This window comes from Mycobacterium arosiense ATCC BAA-1401 = DSM 45069 (assembly GCF_002086125.1).
Lineage (GTDB): Bacteria > Actinomycetota > Actinomycetes > Mycobacteriales > Mycobacteriaceae > Mycobacterium > Mycobacterium arosiense.
On record NZ_MVHG01000005.1, the window covers coordinates 44,833 to 66,749 of the forward strand.

Genomic DNA, 21,917 nt, shown 5'->3' on the forward strand with positions numbered 1-21,917 from the left:
ACGCTATCCCGCGGTTGCACAGCGAATGCGTATCGGAGTCGTCTTTCCGCAAACCGAGCTTGGCTCGGATCCCGCCGTCCTGCGCTTGTACGGTCAGCGCGTCGAGGAACTGGGGTTCACCCACATCCTCGCCTACGACCACGTCGTCGGTGCGGACCCCGCGGTGCATCACGGCTTTCGGGGCCCTTACGACATCGACTCGACGTTTCACGAGCCGTTTGTCATGTTCGGCTACCTGGCCGCAGTCACCTCATTGGAACTCGTCTCCGGTGTCATCATTTTGCCGCAACGCCAATCGGTTCTGGTGGCCAAGCAGGCCGCCGAGGTAGATGTGCTCACCGGGGGCCGTTTCCGGCTCGGCGTCGGATTGGGCTGGAACGCAGTAGAATACGAAGCGCTGGGCGAGTCGTTCACCAATCGCGGCAAACGCTCAGAGGAACAGGTCGAGGTCATGCGCAAGCTGTGGACCGAGCGGTCGGTCACGTTCAACGGCAGGTACCACACCGTGACCGCGGCCGGCCTGGCCCCATTGCCCATCCAGCGGCCGATACCGGTGTGGTTCGGTGCCGCATCGGATCGTGCATACGAACGTGCCGGTCGCATCGGCGACGGTTGGTTCCCCATGGTCGAGCCCGGCCCCGGATTGGAGTACGCGCTCGAGCAGGTGAACCGCGCGGCCGAGTCCGCGGGCCGTGACCCGACGAACCTCGGTATGGAGGGGCGGGTCAGCTGGACCGATGACCGCGACAAACTCGCCGCCAGCATCGCCGCCTGGGAGGCCGCCGGGGCCAGCCACCTGTCGGTGAACACCATGAAGGCCGGCTTCGCGACTGTCGACGAACACCTGGTCGCCCTGGAGCAGGTCGCCAACGACCTCAAATAGCACCGCGGCGTTACCGACTCCCGGCCGCGGACAACTCTTCGACCAGGCTCAGGTGTGCGTTGCGGCGGTTGGCCCTCGATGGCTTCGGCACGGGCCCACTCGCTTCGACGGTGTCGCGGACGTGGACCTGCCCGCCCGTAGCGCAGTGCCGTCGCTGCCAGTCGCTGATCGCTTGGTGCGCTGCGTGATCGAGATAGCTTGTCAGCAGGTGGATGGTGACCGACGTCCGTTCGGGAACGGAAGCCAAGACGCCGGTCAACCGGGGCAGCGCCAGGAATGTGCACGCGCCTTCGACGACGACGTGCCATCCGTCACCATCGGGCTTGGCCTCGATCCTGGCTCGCACCACCCGCCAGCCGGTGACGACGACGGCGAGCGCGAGTCCGATCATCACACCGTGCAGCAGATTGAGGAAGACGACGCTGACCACCGTCGCCAAGTAGACGGCGAGATCGCCGTTGCGCAAGGCGGTTTCGATATGCGCCGGCTTTAGCAGCTCGATGCCGATGACGATGAGTAGGCCGGCAAGCGCCGCCGTTGGAATCTTTTCGACGAGCCCCGCGAAGGGAACCGCGAAGAGCAATAGCCAAATGCCATGCAGAATGGTCGATGCGCGGGTCTTCGCACCGGCATTCACGTTGGCCGCGCTGCGCACGATGACACCCGCGACGGGAAGGCCGCCGACGGCGCCCGACGCGATGTTGGCTGCGCCCTGCCCAATCAGCTCGCGGTTGAAGTCGGTTCGCGCTCCGGTGTGCATCCGGTCGATCGACACCGCGGTCAACAGACTCTGCACGCTGGTAATCAAGGCGACGGTGATGACGGCTACGACCACGGCTCCCCAATTGCCGTGCGGCAGCGACGGCAACCGCAGTGCTTCGACGACAGAGCCCTCCAAAACGATCCGGGATACGCGGAACGGGAAGATCATCGAGATGGCGGTCACCGCCACGATGGCCACCAGCGGGCCCGGGACCCTGGCCACCCGGGCCGGAACCCAGCGCCAGGCAACCAAAATCGCGATCACCAGCAGGCCCAGGACAACTCCCGGGCGGTGCGCGCCGAGGATCTGGGCGGGCAATCCGGTGACATTGCTCCAGGCCGAGCTTTCTGAGGCGCCGCCCAGCAATACATGTACTTGTTGCAAAGCAATGGTAATTCCGATGCCGGCCAGCATGGCGTGCACCACGACGGGCGAGATCGCCAGCGCGGCCCGCGCGATCTTGCTGAACCCTAACAGGACCTGCAGTATCCCCGCGATCACGGTGATGAAACACGTTATCGCCCAGCCGAACTCGGAAACCAGATCGGCAACAACCACGGTAAGCCCCGCGGCCGGACCGCTCACCTGCAGCGGAGAGCCGCCGATCCATCCGGCGACCACTCCTCCGACCACCGCCGCAATCAGCCCCGCGAGAACCGTTGCGTCCGAAGCGATCGCGATGCCAAGTGACAGCGGAAGCGCCACCAGAAAGACCACCAACGACGCCGGCAGGTCGTACCGGAGCGTCTCTCGCATCCGGTCGAGCCGTGATAAGGCCGCGTCCTCTATCCCCCCTAGCCCTGGCTGTTCCACGTCGTGCACCGGCCCTCCCCGAATTGGTCTTTAGCGGTGGGCTGTTAGATATCCGCCCGGTCACGGCAGGTTTGGAAGTATGTAATGCCGTGCGGCGCAGGCGATCACAGATACCACGAACGTCATTGTTCGGCTGGGGATGCCTGGCCTATGCGTTCGAAGGTAGGTGGGCGGGCACCAACCGGTCAACCGGACGGGCGGGGCGCATACCGAATGCAAATTTATCGGTCGACATTGCAGGCAGTAGAGCTTTCCGATGGAGTGGCTACTCCAGCACGAAAACGGGGATCTGGCGTGCGGTCTTCGCTTCGTATTCCGCGTACGGCGGAAAGGCCGCAACGGCTCGCTGCCACCACTCCTCACGCTCGGCGCCGTCGAGCTCGCGCGCCGTCAAGCTGACCACCTTGTCACCATCCTGGAGCGTCACGGCCGGGTTCGCCTTCAGGTTGAAGTACCACAGCGGGTGTTCGGGGGCGCCGCCGTGCGACGCGACAATGCCGTACCGGCCGTCCTTCTCGACCCGCATCAGCGGTACGTAGCGCTGTTTGCCCGACTTCGCCCCGGTGACGGTCAGCAGCACGATCGGTCGGTCGAAAACCTCGACTCCGTCGGTGGTGCCTCGGCTCAAGATCTGTTCGGTCTGGTCGCGCACCCAGCCTCTGGGGCTCAACTCGATTTCGTCGGCCATACCTACAGCGAACGTCCCGGGTGCGCGACTCCATTCCCCGGGTCGACAGGGCGTACAGTCGAGTCGTCAACTTAAATGTGCTAACTAATCGCGCCGCAGCGGCGGAGAGGAGATCGGCGTGGCCCGCCTCGGCGCCACCCCCAGCGCTGAGCGCCGCACAGTGTCGATCGACCTGCGCGAAGACTGGCCGCCCGCACCCACCGCCGCCGGATTCGATCCCACGCAGCCGACCGCTTGGAGCGCCGAGGGACTGCTTGTCTACCTACCGCCCGACGCGCAGGACCGCCTATTCGACAACATCGCGGCCGCTTCGGCGTCGGGCAGCCGGATCGCCACCGAAAACCTGGATTTGCGCAACATTCCCTCGGACTGGGCGCAGAAATTGACCGAGCGGTCCCGGCGCATCGGCTCCAGTATCAATCTGGCCGAGTTGTTCCACACCGGCGACCGCAACACCGCCGCCGAATACCTCGCCGCGCGTGGCTGGGACACCGCTATAAGGACGACCGAGCACGCATTTGCCGCACGCGGCTTCGCAGTGCCCAAGGACGAATTGGCCTCATTCGGCGACGCTTGCGGCTACCTGACGGCCACCCGCAAGTAGTTAAGCCCCCGATGGCCTCAGTCGCTGTGCGGCCGAGGCCATCGGCGCGCGCGACCTATATCAGGCTCGTTGACATGTATCAGTTGCATTGATATAAACGATGACATGACCCAACCGACGCAAGAAATGTTCGAATCCGCCTACCGCGGCGAGGCTCCCAAAATGGGCGAGGGGAACCGGCCGCCCTGGAGCATCGGCGAGCCCCAGCCAGAGATTGCGGCCCTCATTAACGAAGGCAAATTCCACGGCGACGTGCTCGACGCCGGTTGCGGCGAGGCGGCCGTATCGCTGTACCTTGCCGAGCGGGGCTTCACCACGGTGGGCCTGGACCAATCCCCCACCGCCATCGCGTTGGCGACCGAGAAGGCCGCCCGGCGAGGCCTCACCAGCGCCACCTTCGCCGTCGCGGATATCAGCGCCTTCTCCGGCTACGACGGGCGCTTCGGAACCATCGTCGACAGCACACTTTTCCACTCGATGCCCGTAGAACTGCGTGAGGGCTATCAGCAGTCGATCGTGCGGGCCGCAGCGCCAGGCGCGTCGTACTTTGTGCTCGTCTTCGACCGCGCCGCGATGCCGGCCGACGGGCCGGTCAACGCGGTCACCGAAGATGAGCTGCGCGAAGTCGTCTCGAAGTACTGGGTGGTCGACGAGATTCGGCCGGCCCGCATCCACGCTAACGTGCCCGAGAACTTTTTGGCCGGCTTCCAGGCCTTCGCCGGCGCCGACATTCGCGATGAGGAAAACGGCCGCAAGTCTGTGGGTGCTTGGTTACTCTCCGCACACCTCGGCTGACACGGACGGGGCGCACGGCTTACGGGCCGTCCCAGGCCTCCGGCAGCATCGGAGTCCGCGCTCCGTCGCCGGACTCGTTGTCGCCCAACCTGGTCAGGCCCGTCGCGCGCAGGTCAGGCCTGGGTAGCGTCCCGGCGAAGCCCTGTGTCGCGGCACCGGATGCCGACGGCAGGTGCCGGTCGGACAACGCTGGTGTCGCCACGGTGGCGGAGTCGTCATCGGCATCGATGAATTCGTAGCGGTATCCGGGGTCGACGACCGAACGCGGGCGGCGGCGTGAGCGGCCTTGCTGCTGCTTCGTGGCCGCGACGCCGGCGGTTGACGCTGCGGTCTGCGCTGCGGGCAGCGCGCTTTTGGCCGGGGTCTGCGCCTTCGATTCCAAGCCGAGCCCGATGTTACCCACCATGTAACCGAAGCCTTCGGTTCCGGTCACCGGCGCGGGTGGTGTCGGGGGAGCCGCGGGCGGCGCCACCGTGGAAGCCGTGGGCGCCGGGGTCGACGTCATCGACGTCGCCGCTGCCGCCGGGCTGGCCGGGGCCATGGGCGCCGTGGTCGGAGCGGCCATGACGGCAGGGGGTTGCACGCCCACCGCTGCGGGCTGCGGCATGGCGGCGGGAGCGGCAGCACTTGCCGGCGCGGCCAACCCGGCCAGGCCCGCCAAACCCGCCAGGCCTCCCAGGCCGGTGACCGACAGGCTCAAACCGACCTGCAGCAGCAGCGGCAGCTCCTGGAGAATGAAGCGCAGTGTCCGGATCGTCCAGTTGATGATCCGGTAGGTCTGCCACGCGATGAAGTAGTTGATCAGCGCCGGGAATTGGGACGGGTTGAGCAGGCCGGAGAGGTTCTGCTGTAGCCAGGCCACCGCCTGGGCGTTGCCGTTGAAGAAGTTGCCCAGGTTCTGCAGATACTCCGATGGACTCCAGTTGGGTTGGCCCTGCCCGGGGATCTGCTCACCGTCGGGCCCGAAGAGCATCTCCCAGATATCTTAGGGCGTGGGCAGCTGGAAGGAGCCCGTGCCGCCGCCGCCACCGCCGCCCGTCCCGCCGCCGGCACCGCTTCCCGCTCCGGTCCCGGTGCCCGTTCCCGAGCCGCTGCCCGCCTTGCCACCGGTGCCCGAGCCGGCGGCGCCGCTCATTTGCACCGCTTCGGTCGTCGCCTGGTAGGTGGTCATGGTGGCGGCCGCCTGAGTCCACATCCGCGCGTAGTCGGCCTCGTTGAGCGCGATCGGAATGGTGTTGACGCCAAAGAAATCGACATGGCGGCTCCGGTGTGCCACGACGAAACCGAACTGGCAAGCGCGACAAGGTGAATGGGCGCAGCGGCCACGACCAGTAACCACCGGTGGAGCCGCACCACCGCAGCGGAGCCCACCACAAACAGCAATGCCGCCGCGGCCGCATAGCGAATGCTCCACAGTGGATCGCTCAACCCATGCATCGGCAGCGCCGCGATCGACGCCGCCGCACCGACCGCCACCACCGTCTCGCGTCGCGCCGTCACCAGCGCGACCGCCACCAACAGGGTCAGCCAAATCAGCCCGCGGTGACCGGGCAGCCCGAGGGGAATCCGGATGTCCGCCGAGGCGGCGATGGCGGCGACCGCAAGTAGGGGAAACGCCACCTCGCGGGCGGCGGTGAATCCGGCCGCCGGCCGCTGCATCACCGTCATCGGCAGATCATAAGTCGCCGACGCCTAGACTGATCCTCATTTACGGATTATTCACAGGATAGGACCCGTACATGCGCAGCAATACCCTCTTGATTCGGGTGGTTGCGGTTTTCGCGCTGAGTGCGGGACTCGTCGCGTGCGGCGCGTCGGAGACCGAGGTCCAACTCGTCGTGCAGGAGAACCACCGAGTGCTCGACCGATTCACCTTTTCGCGGCTTCAGCGGCTGCCCCAGGTTCAGGTCGCGACCCCGCAATCGCACGGCGCGCGGGTGCAGCAGGGACCCAGCGTGCGTTCGGTCCTCGACACCGCGGGCGCCACCGGCGTCATCAGCGTGCGGGTGGAAGGGCGCGACCCGGCCCAGACCCTGACGGTCGGTGAGCTCGGCGATCAGACCATCCTCGGCTTCACCAATCGCCACACACTCAAGCTCACCGGCGCAAAGCTCGGCCGCGATCAGTGGGTTCGCGACGTCTCCGAGCTGGTTGTCAATCCATGATCGGCGATACCGCGCTGGCCGGCGTGGACCTGCTCATCGGCATCGACGACACCGACAACCCCTACACCCCCGGCACCGGCCGGCGGGCCCGCGCGCTGCTTCGTGAGCTACAGGCGGCGGACCTCGGCTCGCCCGCGGGCGCCACGAGACACCAGCTGCTCGTCGATGATCGGATCCCGTACACGTCCCATAACTCGAGCGCATGCCTGGCCTGGCGAAGCCCGGGGGGTGATCCGCACGCGGTGCGCACCGGAATCATCGAATTCGCCGGCCAGTTCTTGGAAAGGGTGTGCCCGCCCGACGCCGACCCCGGGCTCGCCGTCGCCGTTCCGGGCGAACTCGCCGGCGGTACGCCGCGACTGATCGAGTTCGGTCGCCGCGCCAAACGGGAAGTACTGTGTCCCAACGAGGCCCGCGAACTCGCCGCGACCCTCGGCATCCACCTGTCCGGCCACGGCGGCACACGGGAGGGAACGACCGGCGCGCTCGCGGCAGTCGGCCTGCACCTGTCGGGCAACGACGGACTGTTCATCACCTTGCCCGGAATCCGCAAGCTGCCCGACCGGGCCACCATCGACACCGTATTCGACCTGACCCCCATCGACCTGGCGCGCGACGACGCTCACCGCCAGCCGCGGTCCGGCGAGGTGATCGACCTGGGTGACTGGGTCCGGCCGGTGTTGCTCGACGGGCTGGCCGTACTGCTTCTCGAGCCGCCCCGACCGCGGGGCAACGAAAGCAGGACGTGGCGAACGGCACCGCGCGCGGTGGTCAAGCAATACTGATTCCCGGGGTCGATCGCGCGCGCGGGTTTCAACGGCCGTCATTCGGGCGAACCTACGAAAGACATTGCAGACGTTCAGAGGAGATCTCGGTGGATCAGCAAGTCAACTTCGACCCGCCCGCGGCGCCCGAGGACGCCCGCAAGGCAACCGCGGAACAGCGCAAGCTCCAGGAGCAGCTCGAGCACCAGAACGAGGATCCGGACGGGCCCGGATTGCACCAGTCCCGGCACGACCTACCCGACGAGAGCACCCGGTGATGGCATCAACCGTCGCCCATCGGTCCACGAAAGCCCGTTGCAGGCAGAGCAATTCGGTGGTCGGAACGCCGGCGTCGGCCGCCGGTAGTCGTGGGCCAGCGCCACATCCGCCTGCCAACCCCCATAACCACCCAACGTTAGTCGGGCGGTGCAGGTCAGGAAAAGCAAATCAGCCACGAGCCTTTCGGTGATCCACCGGCGTGCGGTGTTCTGCGGGGCGACGAGCTGGTCGCCGCTTGTCATGATGCCTCTTGAGTGTGTGATCCGGCTATGCGATCTCGGAGTTGAGCATGGATGCGATTGCGTTGCGCGGCACCGATACTTGCGTCGCTTCCATCGCCGGCTGCAGCGCATTTTGATCGAAGAAGAAAACGATCGCGTCATTGGTGATGGCGAAACTCTGGTAATTCTCCGGCTGGAGCCCGGTGGCCGGCGGAATCGACACCGCCGCTCGATACCGGTCGGCCAGGGTTTTCTGCACGATCGGCAATACTGTCTGCAGCGGTTGAGTTCCCGGCCGGAACAACCCATCGAAGGTGATCGGCAGTTGATTGGCCACGTTGAAGTTGAAGGATTTGTACCGGATTAATGGATGGGCGGCGCCGAGATTCTGATAGATCTCGGTGACAACCGACTGGGTACCCGCCGCTAGTGGGCCCGAACTGTATCGGGTGCCGGTAACCTTCAGTGCAGTAGGCGATTTCAGCGAGTGCACTTGTCCCCGTGCGTCGCCGAAGTCGTCGGTGACCTTGGTCAGGTAGCCGATCATCGTCTGCTCGTCGGGATAGTCGGCCGGAAACACCATGCTGATGTCCGACAGCGGACCCGAGGCGTTGAAGTGGCACATTTGATTCGCGTCGACGCTCCCGGGATCGCACAGTTGCTTGTCCGCGTGGGCCACTGTCGGGCAGGCGAACGCGGCCGCCGATGCAGGGATTGCCACCGCCGCCGCGACCCACCGTGATCGAGTGCGACGCCCGCTGCCAAAGTTCACCCATGCCTCCGTTGCATATCCGCAGGGTGCATTCTCACAGATGGGTGCGCCGGATGAACGAATGGTCGACGGCTATTGGCAACACCTCTGCACAAAAGGCGGCTCGCGGTCTCAGCGCGGTGCGTCCTGCAGCTCGGCGTGCGGCAGCGCAGCGGAGGGTGAGCTCGCCCTCGCTGGCCGGCGCCGCACGGATGCGCGCGTGTTGATCCAGCATGCGACCCCTCCCAGCACCAGGCCGACCGCGATGCCCGCGTCCGGACGCTGGTCTAGGATCATCCACGACAACACTCCGGCCACGGCGGGAATGACGGCAAACAGCATCGCCACCGCCGTTGCGCCGTGGGTATTGATGGCCCGCACGTAGAGGCTCACCGCGAGCGTGGCGTTCAACAGCACCATGCCGCTGACCGCGATCACCGCCTTGACGCCGTCGTGCACGGTGAATGGCGTGACGATCGCAAAGGCCGCCGCGGGTAACAACCCGACGGCATTCTGCATGGCGCTCATCACCCGGAAGTCAACCCCGGAGCAGAACCGCTGTTGATAGACGCCGCCCGCCGAAAGCCCCAGCACTCCAACGACAAGCAACACGATGACCGGGTCGGCGCCGTGGGTGCTCATCAGCCTTCGGGAACAGGCGGCGAGCACCGCAACGACCCCGATCACCAGCGCAACCGCGCGCAGGGCGCCGAGCGGTTCCCGCAAGAACGTCGCCGCCAGGATCGCGGTGGCCACCGGATTCATCGCAATCACCACCGCGCACAGCACCGCCGGAGCCCCGAGCTGGACGGCCTCGTACAGGCAGCAGAACTGCACGCCCTGGATCAGCAGGCCCGTCACCAGGACGTGGCCGAATTGGGCTTTCCGTGGCCAGCCGGCCCTGACCACCATCGACCAGATCGCCAGAATCGTTGCGGCCAAACTGAACCGCAGAACCAGGGCTGCCATTGGGGTCATGGCCGTTACGGCCAGGGTGCCGATGGGATACCCGAGAGCGTAGAAGAACGTCACCGCCGCGGCGGTGGTCGCTGGCATGCGCGGCGCAGACATGTCACCCATGTTCGCGTGCTCGACCAACGCAGTCCAACGATTATTGACGATCACGATTGATCGCAATAACTGATCGCCATCTGTGTTGTACATCAGATCATCCGCGCCCGGAAGCCGCTGATTGATCAGCCGAATTGATCGGATTACAGTTCGGCTATGGCTCAGGTGCTCGATATCGCGCCGCTGCGCAGCCTCGTCGCCGTCGCCGACTGCGGCGGCTTCCACCGTGCCGCCGCCGCCCTGCACCTGAGCCAGTCCGCGGTCAGCCAGCATCTGCGGCGAATCGAAGCCGTCGTCGGTGAACCGATAGTGCAACGCTCGGGGCGCGGGGTCGTCTTCACCGAGGTCGGTCAGAAGGCACTGCGGCATGCTCGCACGATCTTGGCGGCGCACGACAACGCGCTCGACGACTTGGGTGCCACCGAACACAAGGTCGTGACCATCGGTGCCACCGAGCACGGTGCCGATGTGATGCTGGCCGGCCTGTCCCGGGTGTTGCGTGCGCGACTCCCCGACCTACGGGTGCGCTTCCGGCTCGACCGCAACGTGTCGCTGGCCGACTCGATCGATCGCGGTTTGGTCGATCTGGCCATCATGCTCGACGGGTCGGGTCTGGATCGCGCTAATGCGTCGGGCGTCGTTCGGTTGCAATGGGTTTCAGCGCGCGCACTGACGCTCTCACCCCGAGAGCCGCTGCCGCTGGTGGTTTTCGCCGAACCGTGCACCTTGCGCGAGCCGGCCTTTGCAATCCTGGACAGCCACCGCATCGAGTATGAGATCGCCGCGGAATGCGGCGATCTGTCCGGCCTCTACGCAGCGGTGCGGTCGGGGCTCGGTGTGGCACTGCTGCCGATGATCGGCAAGTTCCCGGACGGACTAGGCCCGGCCGAGGGGCTGCCGTCGGCCAACAGCGCCTCGATACTGGTGCGCGGCCGTACCGGCATCGACCCCGGCTTGCTGGGAACGGTCGACGATGCGGTGCGCGACTTGCTGGCCGCCGCAACCTGATTCGGCTAGCGGATTCTCCGCTTCTTTGCGTCGCGCCCGGGGTCCGGCGTCTGCACGGCGGGGAGGACCAGCGTATCGCAGGGCGAGGAGCAGATTCGTCAGCCGTCTCGATGGCGCAGCAGCTCGAACCAGTTGTGCGGAACCCGCCCGCGCGGCCCGGGAACCGACTGGTCCTCGGGGCGACACTCGGGCGGCGCAAGCTCGGGACCCTCGTAGTAGTCGTCGGTCTCGTAGTTCCAGAACCAACCCTCACCGGGCTCGAACGACCGGATGATCGGATGCCCGGTCTGCTGCCAGTGCTTGGTCGCATGGCGAGAAAACGAGTCGTCGCAGCAACCGATGTGCCCGCAAGCCGCACAACGCCGCAAGTGCACCCACCAACCACCGGTCTCGTCACACTCGACGCAGCCCATCCCGCTGGGCGGCACCGCAGGGTCGACGGGAGCAGTCATCAGCGCCCCTCCCTCGTCCGTGGCAGCTGTTAGAGCGTCTGCGCGCAGGATGCTACCCGCTTGTCCTGCGGCCGGCGTCACGTTGATCGCCGCGGTCAACTATTCGCGATAGTTTGCTGCGATACTCTCCATATGAGTTCCGACCAACTTGGCCGGCTGCTGATGCGAGCCGCGCCCGTATTCAACGCGCCGATAGCCGCGCTGGCCAACTCCCGCCACTTCGGCAAACTGATCAACCGCAACATCACCATGCTGACCTACACGGGTAGGCGCTCTGGGCGCACCTTCAGCATCCCCGTGTCCTACCGACGTTGCGGGAACGACATCGTCATCGGCGTCGGCATGCCCGAGGCGAAGACGTGGTGGCGAAACTTCCTGAACACCGGCGGCCCCCTGAGCTTGCACCTCGACGGGGCCGATCGCGCCGGACACGCCGTCGCCAAGCAGGACGAAAAAGGACGCGTAACCGTCACGGTGCGGCTCGCAGAAACGCAGTCGTGAATTTTACATTTGCCAGCCGGGCGAACCGCCGTCGCCGGCATAGAGCGGAAACTGCGCCAAGACAAGCCGTTTGAATCCTCGGAGGTTGAACCTGTTTGCCCGTTCGCGCCAGATGCCGATCACGCCATCCTGGTTCACCACAGCACTGGATCACCGGCCGGAGCACATCGACGTCGACGTCGACGGTTGCCGCATACATCTGCGCGTCTGGGGCGATGCTGACCAACCTCCGGTGGTCCTCGTCCACGGCGGCGGAGCGCACTCGGGTTGGTGGGATCACGTCGCGCCGTTCTTTCTACACACGCATCGGGTGATTGCACCGGATCTGTCCGGGCACGGCGACAGCGAGGCGCGTGGCAGCTACGACTTGCAAACGTGGGCAAGCGAAGTGATGGCGGCCGCGGCGGCCGCGGGACCCGCCGGACGACCGACCATCATCGGCCACAGCATGGGCGGCTGGGTCGTAGCCACCGCGGCGATGCACTACAGCCCCCAGATCAACAGCATGCTGGTGATCGATTCTCCGCTGTGGGAGCGCGCCCCGGAGGAAGGGCGGCTGCGCAGGCACAAGCACACCCGATACCGGACGAAGGATGAGATCCTGGCTCGCTTCACGGCGGTGCCCGCGCAAGAGTTGCTCCTGCCCTACGTCCGACAACACATAGCGGCCGAGTCGGTGCGCAAATCCGACGGTGGATGGATTTGGAAGTTCGACCCGGCGATCTTCGGCGGTGAATATCTCGAACCGACACCGGCCGACGAGGAGTCGCTGGAGACCATGCTGTCCGCGATGCGTTGCCGGGTAGGCTATTTGCGGTGTGAGGCCGGGCTGGTGCCTCCCGCGATGGCCGAACGGATCCGCTCTTTGCTTCAGCTACGTGGGCCATTCGTGGAATTGGCCCTGGCCGGCCACCACCCGATGCTGGACCAACCACTTCCGCTCGTCGCCACCTTGCGGACCCTGCTCGAATTCTGGTCGATCACCTAGCGTCCGAACGGGTTAGGCGGCAACGTCAGGCCCTGGCGCGGCGGGCCAGTTTCGCGGGTTGGTCGATGATGAGAGCCTTGCCCTGCTGCCGGATCCATCCGCGCTGGGTGAAGTCGGATAGGGCTTTGTTGACCGTTTCGCGCGACGACCCCACGAGCTGAGCGAGTTCCTTTTGCGTGAGGTGGTGCTCGACGAGAACCGAGCCTCCGCTGCTGGTGCCGAAACGCATTGCCAGGTCGAGGATTTGCTTGGCCACCCGGGCGGGGACATCGGTGAAGATCAGGTCGCACAACGTGTTGTTGGTATGCCGGAGTCGGCGCGCCAGCACCCGCAGCAGCTGCTCGGCGATTTCGGGGCGTTCGACGATCCATGTCCGCAACGCGCGGCGGTCCATCCTGACCGCTTCCACCTCGGTCAGGGTGATCACCGTGGAGGTCCGCGGCCCGGGATCGAAGAGCGCCAGCTCACCGAACACATCCCCGGGGCCCAGCACCGCGAAGACGGTTTCGCGACCGTCTGCGGTCTGATGACGGATTTTCACCGCGCCCGACAAGATGACGTAGAGGTCATCACCCAGCTCGCCCTCGACGAAGATGGTGCGCCTGCGCGGAAACGACACGTGCTCCAGGTGGCGAGCCAACGCGTCGACCGCATCGGGAGCGATTCCCTGGAAGATGCCGGCTCGCGCCAATACTTCAGTCACGCCGCCCCTTTCAACGCGTTTTGCACGGCGTTGCGCGCTAGGCGCTGCTCCAGAAGTGGGGGCGTCTTGGCTCGCTGTCCAGACATTACACCAGGCCCCAGATTCGTAACGCGGCAGGTAGGCCCGCGGCCGGGGGCGAAACGACTCGCCGGTTAGGAAGCCGAGCGGACCGCTCATGCCGCCGGTGTGGTGACGGTCGATGTGATGGTCACCTCGGAGTACAGGTTTCCGCACGCATCACAATCGACCTGATACTCGAGCTTGTGGTCATCGCGTTCGAGGAACCGGTACTGCGCCCACGCCATGCACCGCGGGCATCGTGCACGACCGCGCTCGATTGCCATTCGTCAACCCCTCACTCGCCAAAGACACACTGGAAGTACCCCGTGTCAAGCCGGTCTAACCATCGAGTGTCAACCGCCCACCGACGCGGGCGCGGGTCGGTTTGGCCCTAGTAGTTCAGCCCCGAGAACATCACCCGGCCGGGATCGTATTTCTGCCGCACGGCGCTCAGCCGCGATAGGTTCGGGCCGAAATATCGAGAGGGCGGCTGGTTGGCCTCGATGTAATTCACGTAGCCGCCGACCGAATACTGTTGCACGGCTTGATGTGCTGTGTTGAGCCAATTGGTTGCGGCCGCCGGATCGCCCGTTTCCACATACCACTGCACCAGCGCCGACTGGCGGCGCCAGGGAAAGGCGGTGGCCCCGGGCGCCACCGTGGCGAGAGCACCGTCGAGCGCGTGCATGATGGCCAGCATGCGCCCGGCCCCGCGGGGAAAGGCATTGACCGCCGCGGCGATCCCCTGTGCCACGCCGGCATTGACGGTGGCGAAGACGTCGGATCCGCCGACATAGCCGAGCGGTGACGGGTTCAGATTGCCGACGGCCAGGTAATTCACCAGGTCCAGGTAGTTGAAGGTGTGGTTCTCGATGCCCGACGGCTGCAGTCCCACCGCCTGCGTGATCGCGGCCGCGGCGCTGTTGCCCGACCCGGCGGGGCAGGTCGCCAGGATCCGGCAATGCACACCCATCGCGTCGACGGTGGCGTCCGCCAACGCCCAGCTGTTCTGGTCGGCGGTGCGCAGCCAGTTCTGCCAACCGACGAGGACCTGCGCGAACGATTGCGGCGGGAAGTTCAGGTTGACCACGTCGACGTCTTTGGTGGGGAACGTGGCGAAGGTAAGCGAGGTGGTCACGCCGAAGTTGCCACCGCCGCCGCCGCGCAGCGCCCAGAACAGGTCGGGGTTGCTGGCGGCGGACGCGGTGACCGCTTGGCCGCTGGGCAGCACCACCGACGCCGACGTCAACTGGTCACAGAGCAGGCCGGCATGCCGGGATTGGGCCCCCATGCCGCCACCGAGCGCGTGCCCGGCGGCACCGACCGACGGGCAGGTACCGGTCGGGATGCCGCGGCCGGCCGCGGCAAGCGTCCGGTGCATCGTGTACAGGCTCGTGGCCGGCGTCACCGTGACCTGTCCCGTCGCGGCGTCGTAATTGGCGTCCCCGGGCAGTTGGCGCAGGTCGAGCACCATGGTTCCGTTCGCGGTCGACGCGCCGATGTAGGAGTGTCCGCCGCTGCGCGGGGCCACTTTCAGGTTGTGGGCGGCCGCGAAGGCCATCGCCTTTTGTACGTCGGCCGCCGAGGTCGGGGTGACGACCGCCGCCGGGGTCAATCCGTTGTAGTTCGTGTTGAAAACTTGCTTGGCTCCGGCGAATTGGGGGCTGTCCGGCAGCACCACCTTCCCGCCGAGGGCCGTGGATAGGCCCTCCCAGCCGGTAGGTCTCGGGTCGGCGGCCACCCGGGGTGCGCCCAGGACCGTGCCGGCGGCCAACGCACCGACGGCGCCCCGCAAAAACATCTGCCGCGAGATTTCACGCGCCATCGTCGGGCTCCCGCGATTGCCTCATGCTCGAATTGTCAACCACGAGAAGCGTCGTGCCGCACGACGTGTCGGGGGGTGACCCAACCGTGCTCGAACCGTTACCCGGCGCCTTTGCCGTTGTCGACCCGATAGACCGCGCCGTGGATGGCGGCCGCGGCGTCGCTGGCGAGGAATGCGATCACGTTGGCGACGTCCAGAGGTTGCATCATGCCCCGCGGTGACGCCGTGCGCATGATCAGGTCGTAGTTGGGGTTGTCTGGCGCGCTGAACTGTTCGATCTGGGGCGTGAGCATTCCCCCGGGACATACCGCGTTGACACGCATGCGATCCGCGGTGTATTCCACGGCCAAAGCGCGGGTGAGACCGATCAGGCCATGCTTGGCGGCGCAGTAGCCGGCCGAGTAGGCCTGGCCCTCGACTCCGGCGATGGAGCTGACGTTGACGATGTTGCCACCGCGCTCCAGCAGCTGGGGCAGCGCAGCCCTGCACAGGTAGAACGGCCCGTTGAGGTTGACCGCAAGGTCCTGTTCCCAGTCGCCGTCCGTCATCGACTCCGTGCGGCGCATCTGGTGTCGCCCGGCCACGTTGACGAGGACGTCGAGGCCACAGAAATCACGCACGCACTGCTCGACCGCGTCGCGGCAAGCCTGCACCGATCCAATGTCCACCGCCGCGAATCCGCCGTGTTCGACATCGGTGAATACGTCGGCCAAGCGTCCGGCATCGCGGCCGATGCCGAAAACCGTTGCGCCCTGGCGGGAGAATAACTTTGCGGTCTGTGCGCCCAGGCCCGACGACGCCCCGGTCACCAACGCCACCTTGTCTTGTAATGCAGCCATGCCGATCCCGTCCTCCTTGGCGACAGTCGATTCGGCAGACTACTTGGTGCGCTCTATAAGGACCGCAACCGCACCGCGCCGCCACGCCGAAGGTGCAGTGGCGCAACTATTCTCCAGCCGTATCTGAGGGCCGTCTCGGGGACGACACGCTCGGCGCGCAAGCGTTGCTGGATGCGGCGCACGGTGATCATCGCGAGCAGGTTGATGGCCTGCTTGCTCAGTGCGATGCGGCTCGTCCGTTTCTTCCAGCTCGGCGGCGCTGAGGTCGCGCGTTGACCGAGGTAGTAGCCGAAGCATGCTGCTATCGCGAGCGCGGCGATGACCGCGATTACCGTCACGTGTCGAGCGTCCTTCGTCGCCGTCGCGGGGAGGTCACGCGCGGGCTACACCTCGGCCACCAAGCGCGGCATCGGTGCGCTGCTCAGCGGCGGAAGACCACCCACCTCATCGCGCTGTACATGTACACCGCCTCACAGCTGCCCGCCGCCAGGCGCGACAGCTGATAGTGCACCCCCACGGCCGTGAGCGCCGTGGTCACCCCGAGGATGAAGGCTAAATAGTTGACGACGACCACCACGGCGTAGGTCACCACCTGCGGCCCGACCTGGGCGTGAGACCGAAAGTTGAATATGCGATTGAGGATGTAGCTGAGCGTGAAGGCGCATCCGTACGCAACCGTCACGGCGATGGGCACCGGAAGGGCGAGCCCGCCGCGCAAGGCCGTCAGGATGGTCACGTCGAGGCCGAAGGTGAAGCCGTTGATCACGCAGAAGCCGACGAACGTTGGCGCGACGACTCCCTTCAGGCCCAACGGCAGCCGGCTGACGACCGCCTCGCACCAGTTATGGAACCGGCCGGCCAGCCGTGGCCGGTCGGCCGAGGATTCCGCACGCACATGAGCACGCTGACATGGCCAGGTATCCACTAGGTGATCAGTTGGCCAACTTCGGCCGATCGCGGATCGTTCCTTTCGGTGTGGGTCAAGCCCTACGATTCGGGTTGTGGACGAGATGCCCCATTACACGGGCCCGATAGATCCTACGAACCGCAATGTCTTTGGGGCATGCCTGTCCCTGATCGGTTTGGCGACAATGGTGCTCGCGCTTCTGCTGCTGCTGACGGTCGCCAACAACCGGGCTTTGGCGTTCAAATTGGAAGCCGGGTTCTTCCCGCCGTTGTCCGAATCCGCGGTGCAGTCTGCGCGCACCGAGGTCCTCTTCGCAGCCGTGTTGATTGTCCTGTCGACCGCCTCGGCGGTGGCGGCGGTCATTTTTCGCTCGTCCATCGCGTGGCGGATTATCGGTGGCGTGACCCTGCTGGCTTTGGTCCTGGCCGGCCCCCTGCTCTGGGTGTGCTACGACATGGCGTTCTGAGTTTTCGATCTTCGTCGCGGAGGAGTTTGTCTCTGACGATCGTCGCGCAAGCTCTGTTACCGGGAAGCGTCACCGGCGCTGGAGCCGTGCCGTTGCATGTGGCATGCCCGGCGGTCACCGTCAGTGCGCGAAACCAATATATAGTTTACTGTTTAGGGGTGTCGATCGATTTCGCCTACCGAAGACCCGATTTCCGGCTGGCTCCCAGTCCTTCGGTTGAGTCACAGGCCTTCTGGCTCGGCGGCGCACGCGGTCAGCTGATGATTTGCCGTTGCCATGCGTGCGGGCACTTTTTTCACCCACCGGGACCGGCGTGCTGGCGCTGCCGCTGCACCGACGTCAGCCCACGACCGGTTTCCGGACGAGCCACGGTGGCCGCGTACACGGTGAACCGCCAAGCCTGGATCCCCGGCTTGGACCCCCCTTACATCGTCGCCATGGTAGAACTCGAGGAGGAGCCCGACGTGCGCCTCATCACCAATGTGGTCGACGTGTCGACCGACGAGATCCGCGTCGGCCTGCCGGTCGAAGTCTTTTTCGAGGATTGGACCGAACCTTCGGGCGATCCGGACAGCCGTGTTTGGCTACCACTATTTCGGCCGCAGCAGTTGCGATAGTGACGTTATCGGCCGTTCATTTGATCCATTACGGTGCGCGGTCACCCATGCCGCCGCTAGTTTCTTGACTCGGCATGTCGGCGCGCTTAGCGTTGGCCCATGGAACACCTAGTTTACTTAGTTATACCCGAGTGCTCGAGGAGGGCACAGTGACCAAAGCCGTCGGCTTCATCGGAGCGGGTCAGTTGGGTGAGCCCATGGTGCTGCGCCTGCTTGAAGCCGGGGTGCCCGTCACGACGTACACGAGGCGGCCCGAGGTACGCGATCGAGTGGCAGCACGCGGCGCCCGGCTTGCCGCTTCGGTGGCTGAACTCGCCGCCGGCAGCGACATTCTGATCTCTTGCTTGTTCTCCGACGCACAACTCATGGAACTCGGCTCGGGCCCCGAAGGCTTTATCGCAAACGCCAAGCGCGGCGGCATCTTCGTGTCCCACACCACCGGTACGCTGACAACGCTCGAGCGCCTGAGTGACCATCCATCCGCGCCCACAGTCCTCGACGCGCCGGTCAGCGGCACCGCCGACGACATCGCTGCCGGCACCCTCACCGTGCTGATCGGCGGCCATGCCGATGCGGTGCAAGTGGTGACGCCGGTACTAGCGGCGTACGCCGACCCGATCGTCCCCACCGGGGAACTAGGGAGCGCCTTGGCACTGAAACTCATCAACAACGTGCTCTTCGCCGCGAACGCCCAGCTGGTCGCCGCCGCAACAGAATTGGGCACGTCGATGGGTATCGCCCCCGATGTTCTGCTGCCCGCACTCCAGGTATGTAGCGCCGGAAGTCGCGTCGCCACACACATCGAGCAGATCGGCGGCATAGGGCCGTTCACGGAGATCGCCGGTCCTTTCCTTCGCAAGGACTTCGCTGCATGCCTGGAGGCCGCTGCGCAGGCAGGCGCCGATCTCGGTCTGCTCGGCGATGTCGTCACCACGGGCCCTCTGCCGCTCGAAGCCATTGGAGCGAAGTGACACAGACGACGGGCGATGAGTCGACGACCGACTGGGAGACCATCGAGTTCGAGGTCAGCGATCACGTCGCGACAGTGACGTTGAACCGCCCCGGCCAGATGAACAGCTTTAACCAGACGATGGCGACCGAGCTCACCGCGGCCTGGAAGCGGGTGCGCGATGACGAGGGCATCCGGGTCACCGTCGTGCGAGCTAACGGAGAACGAGCCTTCTGCACCGGAATCGACGTATCGGCGGGTCGGTGGTGGGCCGACCAGCCGGTGTTCAACCAAGAAGACCCCGGAACCTTCTTGGGGCCCAAGGCTCATCAGGTGTGGAAGCCGGTGATTGCCGCGCTGCACGGCATGGTGGCTGGCGGTGCCATGTACTTCGTCAACGAATGCGACTTCGCGATCTGCGCCGAGAACACCACCTTCTTCGACCCGCACGCCAACGGCGGCGTTGTCTCGGCTCTCGAACCGATGGGCATGCTGTCATTGGGCGTTCCCTATGGCGACGTGATGCGTTGGGCGTTGTTGGGTAGCGAGGAACGCATCACCGCGTCGACAGCGCTACGACTCGGCCTGGTGACCGAGGTCGTGCCCGACGACAATCTTCGCGAGCGGGCCGCCGGCCTAGCCGGCGAAATCGCGGCTCGCAGACCGCTTGCCGTGCAGGGCACCGTGCGCGCCATGTGGGAGGCCAGGGATCTCTCTCCGAGCCTGCGTCAGCGACACGGAATGGCCTACACCCACATCGGCAACGACTACGCCAACCCATCCGACTCCCGCGCCAACAAGCGCTTCCCGCGGTTCCGCTGAGAACTGCGGATGCCGCTCCCCGATCTCGTTCTCGTCCATGGCGGCGAGCATGCGGGCGACTGCTGGGACCTGACAGTCGCGGAGTTGCGCCGCCAGGAGCCAGAACTGCGCATCCTCGCGGTGGACCTTCCCGGTCGCAGCTCCAAACCGGGTGAGCTGGCGGCGGCCACCATCGGCGCCTGGGTGGACTCCGTGGTCGGCGATATCGATGATGCGGGTTTTGGCGAGCTGGTGATCGTCGGCCACTCGATGGCGGGAGTGACGGTTCCTGGGGTAGTGGCCCGGCTCGGTTCGTCGCGCGTTCGTGAGATGGTTTTGGCGGCGGCGTTCGTGCCTCGTCAGGGTGAGGCGATCGTGGACACTCTCGACGGTCCACTGGCATGGTTCGCTCGGCGCGGCGCCGAGAGGGGGAAGCCGCTGAAAGTCCCGGCTTTCGCTGCGCGCTACGCGTTCTGCAATGGCATGACAAGGGAGCAGCGCCAGTTCGCGATGTCGCGGCTATACCCCGAGGCGGTGGCGATCGGGATTGAACCGGTGGACCGCCGTGACCTGCCGGCGGACGTACCCCGTACATGGATTCTCACCACGCGCGACCGCGCGCTGTCCGTCGCGTCCCAACAGCGCAGTATCGACGCGCTCGGCGGGGTACAGACCGTCATCGAGGTCGACACTTGCCATGACCTGATGATCAGCCACCCGAATCGCACAGCGCGGATTCTTATCGACCGGTGCCGCCAGTACGAGAAATCGGTCAGGTGATCGCGCCGTCGTACTTCAGATCGAGCAGGCCGGTGTCGTCGATACCCAGCTCCCGAAGCACCTCGTCGGTGTGTTCGGCGAACATCGGTGCCCGGGTGAGATCCGCCGGCGCACCATCGAATTGCACTGGATTGGCCACCAGCTTCTGCCGGTAGCCTTGGGCGTCGACGATGTCGGCGACGCGACCGTTGGCGATCAATGCTTCGTCGTTAGCGACATCCCAAGCGTCCTGCAGCGGCGCCCATTGGCCGCCGGACTGGTCGAGCAGCCGTTTGCACTCGTCGAACGTCCGCTGGCCGATCGCATCGGCCACCAACTCGGCCGCTTCGTCGGCGTTCGCCGCCAACGACTCCAGAGATGTGAACCGATCGTCGGTCGCTGCCGCGATCATGCCGAACAAGTGGCAGAAGTCCGGCCAGTAGCGCGTCGGCTGCAGCATCGACAACTGGATGAACCGGCCGTCGGCGCAGCGGTACGCGCCGGTCAGCGGATTGCCGGGTGCCTGGCTATGACCGCGCACCTTCGGCGGCGGGCAGCCGTACAGCATGGCCAGGTTGACATCGAACTGCATCGCCCACGCTCCCACCGCGAGCAGGGACACGTCGATGATTGACGGCTCGCCGGTCCTCTGCCTACCGAACAGTGCCGCCGCGACCGCACCGGCGATGGTGAGCCCGCCGATGTTGTCGCCGTAGGCTCCCGCGGGCATCATCGAAGGGGCGTCGGCGTCGGGTTGTGTGACGCCGTCAGCGCTGCCGCCACGGGCCCAGAAGGCGGTTCCGTCGTACGCGCCGGTGTCGGAATCGGGTCCGCGACTGCCGAATCCGCTTCCCCCGACGTAGATGATGTGGGGGTTGATCCGCCGGATATCCTCGATGTCGATGCGAAGTTTTGCGCGGGTCTGCGGCAGATAACTAGTCAAAAACACGTCGCTGCGCCGGACCAGCTCTTCGAGTGCCGGCCGTGACTGCGTCAGCGCCAGCGAAAGACCGACGCTGCGCTTGCCGCGGTTCGGCGCCTCGATGATCGGCGCGAACGGCACGCCGTGTTTGGTCGCCGAACGACCCAACACGGTCACCAGACCGCGTTGTGCGTCCCCGGTGACGGGGTTCTCGATTTTGATGACGTCGGCCCCCCAGTCCGCGAGCACGGCGCCAGCCGAGGGAACGAACGTGAACTGTGCGACCTCGAGGACGCGCACCCCTTTCATTGGCTTCTTCATTC

General features: G+C 65.8%; 27 protein-coding genes and 2 pseudogenes. 14 read left to right on the plus strand and 15 right to left on the minus strand.

Annotated elements, in window-relative coordinates; translation table 11 throughout:
* Positions 1–25: 25 nt before the first annotated feature.
* On the plus strand, positions 26–883 hold the full coding sequence (locus BST14_RS03710; protein WP_083063241.1) for an LLM class F420-dependent oxidoreductase: 858 nt from the start codon (positions 26–28) through the stop codon (positions 881–883).
* 10 nt (positions 884–893) lie between these two features.
* Here the strand turns inward: BST14_RS03710 and BST14_RS03715 are convergent, their stop codons facing one another.
* Positions 894–2,402 carry a SulP family inorganic anion transporter gene (locus BST14_RS03715; RefSeq protein WP_083063242.1) on the minus strand — a complete coding sequence of 503 codons (1,509 nt, stop codon included), beginning with the start codon at positions 2,400–2,402 and terminating at the stop codon, positions 894–896.
* 322 nt (positions 2,403–2,724) lie between these two features.
* Positions 2,725–3,147 (minus strand): nitroreductase family deazaflavin-dependent oxidoreductase, encoded by a 423-nt coding sequence (locus BST14_RS03720; RefSeq protein WP_083063243.1) that lies wholly within the window; start codon positions 3,145–3,147, stop codon positions 2,725–2,727.
* A gap of 118 nt (positions 3,148–3,265) precedes the next feature.
* Here BST14_RS03720 and BST14_RS03725 point away from each other — a divergent pair, with 118 nt between their 5' ends.
* Together BST14_RS03725 and BST14_RS03730 are read left to right on the plus strand one after the other, a co-directional pair.
* Positions 3,266–3,751 (plus strand): SAM-dependent methyltransferase, encoded by a 486-nt coding sequence (locus BST14_RS03725; protein WP_245845279.1) that lies wholly within the window; start codon positions 3,266–3,268, stop codon positions 3,749–3,751.
* 105 nt (positions 3,752–3,856) lie between these two features.
* Positions 3,857–4,546: a class I SAM-dependent methyltransferase gene (locus BST14_RS03730; RefSeq protein WP_083063244.1), complete on the plus strand. Its 690-nt coding sequence runs from the start codon at positions 3,857–3,859 to the stop codon at positions 4,544–4,546.
* A 19-nt stretch (positions 4,547–4,565) separates the two neighbouring features.
* On the opposite strand, the gene BST14_RS03735 is transcribed toward BST14_RS03730, so the two are convergent.
* The 3 genes and pseudogenes from BST14_RS03735 to BST14_RS31360 all read right to left on the minus strand — a co-directional run.
* Complete coding sequence (locus BST14_RS03735; RefSeq protein WP_245845280.1) at positions 4,566–5,519, minus strand: PPW family C-terminal domain-containing PPE protein; 954 nt, start codon at positions 5,517–5,519, stop codon at positions 4,566–4,568.
* A 180-nt stretch (positions 5,520–5,699) separates the two neighbouring features.
* Positions 5,700–5,798: pseudogene (locus BST14_RS32585) on the minus strand (PPE domain-containing protein); the annotation flags it as partial.
* Positions 5,798–6,214: pseudogene (locus BST14_RS31360) on the minus strand (hypothetical protein); the annotation flags it as partial. The pseudogenes BST14_RS32585 and BST14_RS31360, both read right to left, overlap by 1 nt.
* Before the next feature lie 98 nt (positions 6,215–6,312).
* On the opposite strand from BST14_RS31360, the gene BST14_RS03745 reads away from it, so the two are divergent.
* The 3 genes from BST14_RS03745 (at position 6,313) to BST14_RS30265 (ending at position 7,753) form a co-directional block, all read left to right on the plus strand.
* Positions 6,313–6,711, plus strand: a complete 399-nt coding sequence (locus BST14_RS03745) for a hypothetical protein (RefSeq protein ID WP_211280651.1) — start codon at positions 6,313–6,315, stop codon at positions 6,709–6,711.
* Entirely contained in the window at positions 6,708–7,496 is a 789-nt protein-coding gene (locus BST14_RS03750) for a hypothetical protein (protein ID WP_083063246.1), read from the plus strand. Before BST14_RS03745 ends, BST14_RS03750 begins: the two co-directional genes overlap by 4 nt.
* Before the next feature lie 89 nt (positions 7,497–7,585).
* Complete coding sequence (locus BST14_RS30265; protein ID WP_169926046.1) at positions 7,586–7,753, plus strand: hypothetical protein; 168 nt, start codon at positions 7,586–7,588, stop codon at positions 7,751–7,753.
* Positions 7,754–8,021: 268 nt separating this feature from the next.
* Here the strand turns inward: BST14_RS30265 and BST14_RS03755 are convergent, their stop codons facing one another.
* Entirely contained in the window at positions 8,022–8,747 is a 726-nt protein-coding gene (locus tag BST14_RS03755; protein WP_083063247.1) for an esterase, read from the minus strand.
* Between the two features lie 111 nt (positions 8,748–8,858).
* On the minus strand, positions 8,859–9,782 hold the full coding sequence (locus tag BST14_RS03760; RefSeq protein WP_083063336.1) for a DMT family transporter: 924 nt from the start codon (positions 9,780–9,782) through the stop codon (positions 8,859–8,861).
* A gap of 171 nt (positions 9,783–9,953) precedes the next feature.
* Between BST14_RS03760 and BST14_RS03765 the strand changes: the two genes are divergently transcribed.
* The gene (locus BST14_RS03765; RefSeq protein WP_083063248.1) at positions 9,954–10,805 is read left to right on the plus strand and encodes a LysR family transcriptional regulator; all 852 of its coding nucleotides are present in this window, start codon (positions 9,954–9,956) and stop codon (positions 10,803–10,805) included.
* Positions 10,806–10,903: 98 nt separating this feature from the next.
* On the opposite strand, the gene BST14_RS03770 is transcribed toward BST14_RS03765, so the two are convergent.
* Positions 10,904–11,257: a UBP-type zinc finger domain-containing protein gene (locus tag BST14_RS03770; protein WP_083063249.1), complete on the minus strand. Its 354-nt coding sequence runs from the start codon at positions 11,255–11,257 to the stop codon at positions 10,904–10,906.
* Positions 11,258–11,389: 132 nt separating this feature from the next.
* Between BST14_RS03770 and BST14_RS03775 the strand changes: the two genes are divergently transcribed.
* Together BST14_RS03775 and BST14_RS03780 are read left to right on the plus strand one after the other, a co-directional pair.
* Positions 11,390–11,758: a nitroreductase/quinone reductase family protein gene (locus tag BST14_RS03775; RefSeq protein ID WP_083063250.1), complete on the plus strand. Its 369-nt coding sequence runs from the start codon at positions 11,390–11,392 to the stop codon at positions 11,756–11,758.
* A gap of 112 nt (positions 11,759–11,870) precedes the next feature.
* Positions 11,871–12,746, plus strand: a complete 876-nt coding sequence (locus BST14_RS03780) for an alpha/beta fold hydrolase (protein WP_083063251.1) — start codon at positions 11,871–11,873, stop codon at positions 12,744–12,746.
* A gap of 25 nt (positions 12,747–12,771) precedes the next feature.
* Here BST14_RS03780 and BST14_RS03785 read toward each other — a convergent pair whose 3' ends face one another.
* From BST14_RS03785 to BST14_RS03805, 6 genes are all read right to left on the minus strand, one after another.
* A complete protein-coding gene (locus tag BST14_RS03785; RefSeq protein WP_083063252.1) occupies positions 12,772–13,449 on the minus strand; it encodes a Crp/Fnr family transcriptional regulator in 678 nt (225 codons plus the stop codon).
* Between the two features lie 173 nt (positions 13,450–13,622).
* On the minus strand, positions 13,623–13,754 hold the full coding sequence (locus tag BST14_RS31365; RefSeq protein ID WP_281252794.1) for a hypothetical protein: 132 nt from the start codon (positions 13,752–13,754) through the stop codon (positions 13,623–13,625).
* Between the two features lie 146 nt (positions 13,755–13,900).
* Positions 13,901–15,334, minus strand: a complete 1,434-nt coding sequence (locus tag BST14_RS03790) for an FAD-binding oxidoreductase (RefSeq protein ID WP_083063253.1) — start codon at positions 15,332–15,334, stop codon at positions 13,901–13,903.
* Positions 15,335–15,432: 98 nt separating this feature from the next.
* The gene (locus tag BST14_RS03795) at positions 15,433–16,173 is read right to left on the minus strand and encodes an SDR family NAD(P)-dependent oxidoreductase (RefSeq protein WP_083063254.1); all 741 of its coding nucleotides are present in this window, start codon (positions 16,171–16,173) and stop codon (positions 15,433–15,435) included.
* Between the two features lie 53 nt (positions 16,174–16,226).
* A complete protein-coding gene (locus BST14_RS03800) occupies positions 16,227–16,511 on the minus strand; it encodes a hypothetical protein (protein WP_083063255.1) in 285 nt (94 codons plus the stop codon).
* An 83-nt stretch (positions 16,512–16,594) separates the two neighbouring features.
* Positions 16,595–17,068: a GtrA family protein gene (locus tag BST14_RS03805; protein WP_083063256.1), complete on the minus strand. Its 474-nt coding sequence runs from the start codon at positions 17,066–17,068 to the stop codon at positions 16,595–16,597.
* Positions 17,069–17,174: 106 nt separating this feature from the next.
* Here BST14_RS03805 and BST14_RS03810 point away from each other — a divergent pair, with 106 nt between their 5' ends.
* The 5 genes from BST14_RS03810 to BST14_RS03830 all read left to right on the plus strand — a co-directional run bounded on the left by BST14_RS03810 (position 17,175) and on the right by BST14_RS03830 (position 20,693).
* A complete protein-coding gene (locus tag BST14_RS03810; protein ID WP_142279246.1) occupies positions 17,175–17,546 on the plus strand; it encodes a hypothetical protein in 372 nt (123 codons plus the stop codon).
* A gap of 158 nt (positions 17,547–17,704) precedes the next feature.
* Entirely contained in the window at positions 17,705–18,163 is a 459-nt protein-coding gene (locus BST14_RS03815; RefSeq protein WP_083063258.1) for a Zn-ribbon domain-containing OB-fold protein, read from the plus strand.
* A 149-nt stretch (positions 18,164–18,312) separates the two neighbouring features.
* Positions 18,313–19,134, plus strand: coding sequence for an NAD(P)-dependent oxidoreductase (locus BST14_RS03820; protein ID WP_142279247.1), 822 nt, complete (start codon positions 18,313–18,315; stop codon positions 19,132–19,134).
* Positions 19,131–19,934, plus strand: a complete 804-nt coding sequence (locus BST14_RS03825; RefSeq protein ID WP_245845282.1) for an enoyl-CoA hydratase/isomerase family protein — start codon at positions 19,131–19,133, stop codon at positions 19,932–19,934. The genes BST14_RS03820 and BST14_RS03825 overlap by 4 nt, the downstream gene beginning before the upstream one ends.
* A gap of 9 nt (positions 19,935–19,943) precedes the next feature.
* Complete coding sequence (locus BST14_RS03830; RefSeq protein WP_083063261.1) at positions 19,944–20,693, plus strand: alpha/beta fold hydrolase; 750 nt, start codon at positions 19,944–19,946, stop codon at positions 20,691–20,693.
* On the opposite strand, the gene BST14_RS03835 is transcribed toward BST14_RS03830, so the two are convergent.
* Entirely contained in the window at positions 20,686–21,915 is a 1,230-nt protein-coding gene (locus BST14_RS03835; protein WP_083063262.1) for a CaiB/BaiF CoA transferase family protein, read from the minus strand. The two genes, BST14_RS03830 and BST14_RS03835, sit on opposite strands and share 8 nt — an antisense overlap.
* Positions 21,916–21,917: the final 2 nt, after the last annotated feature.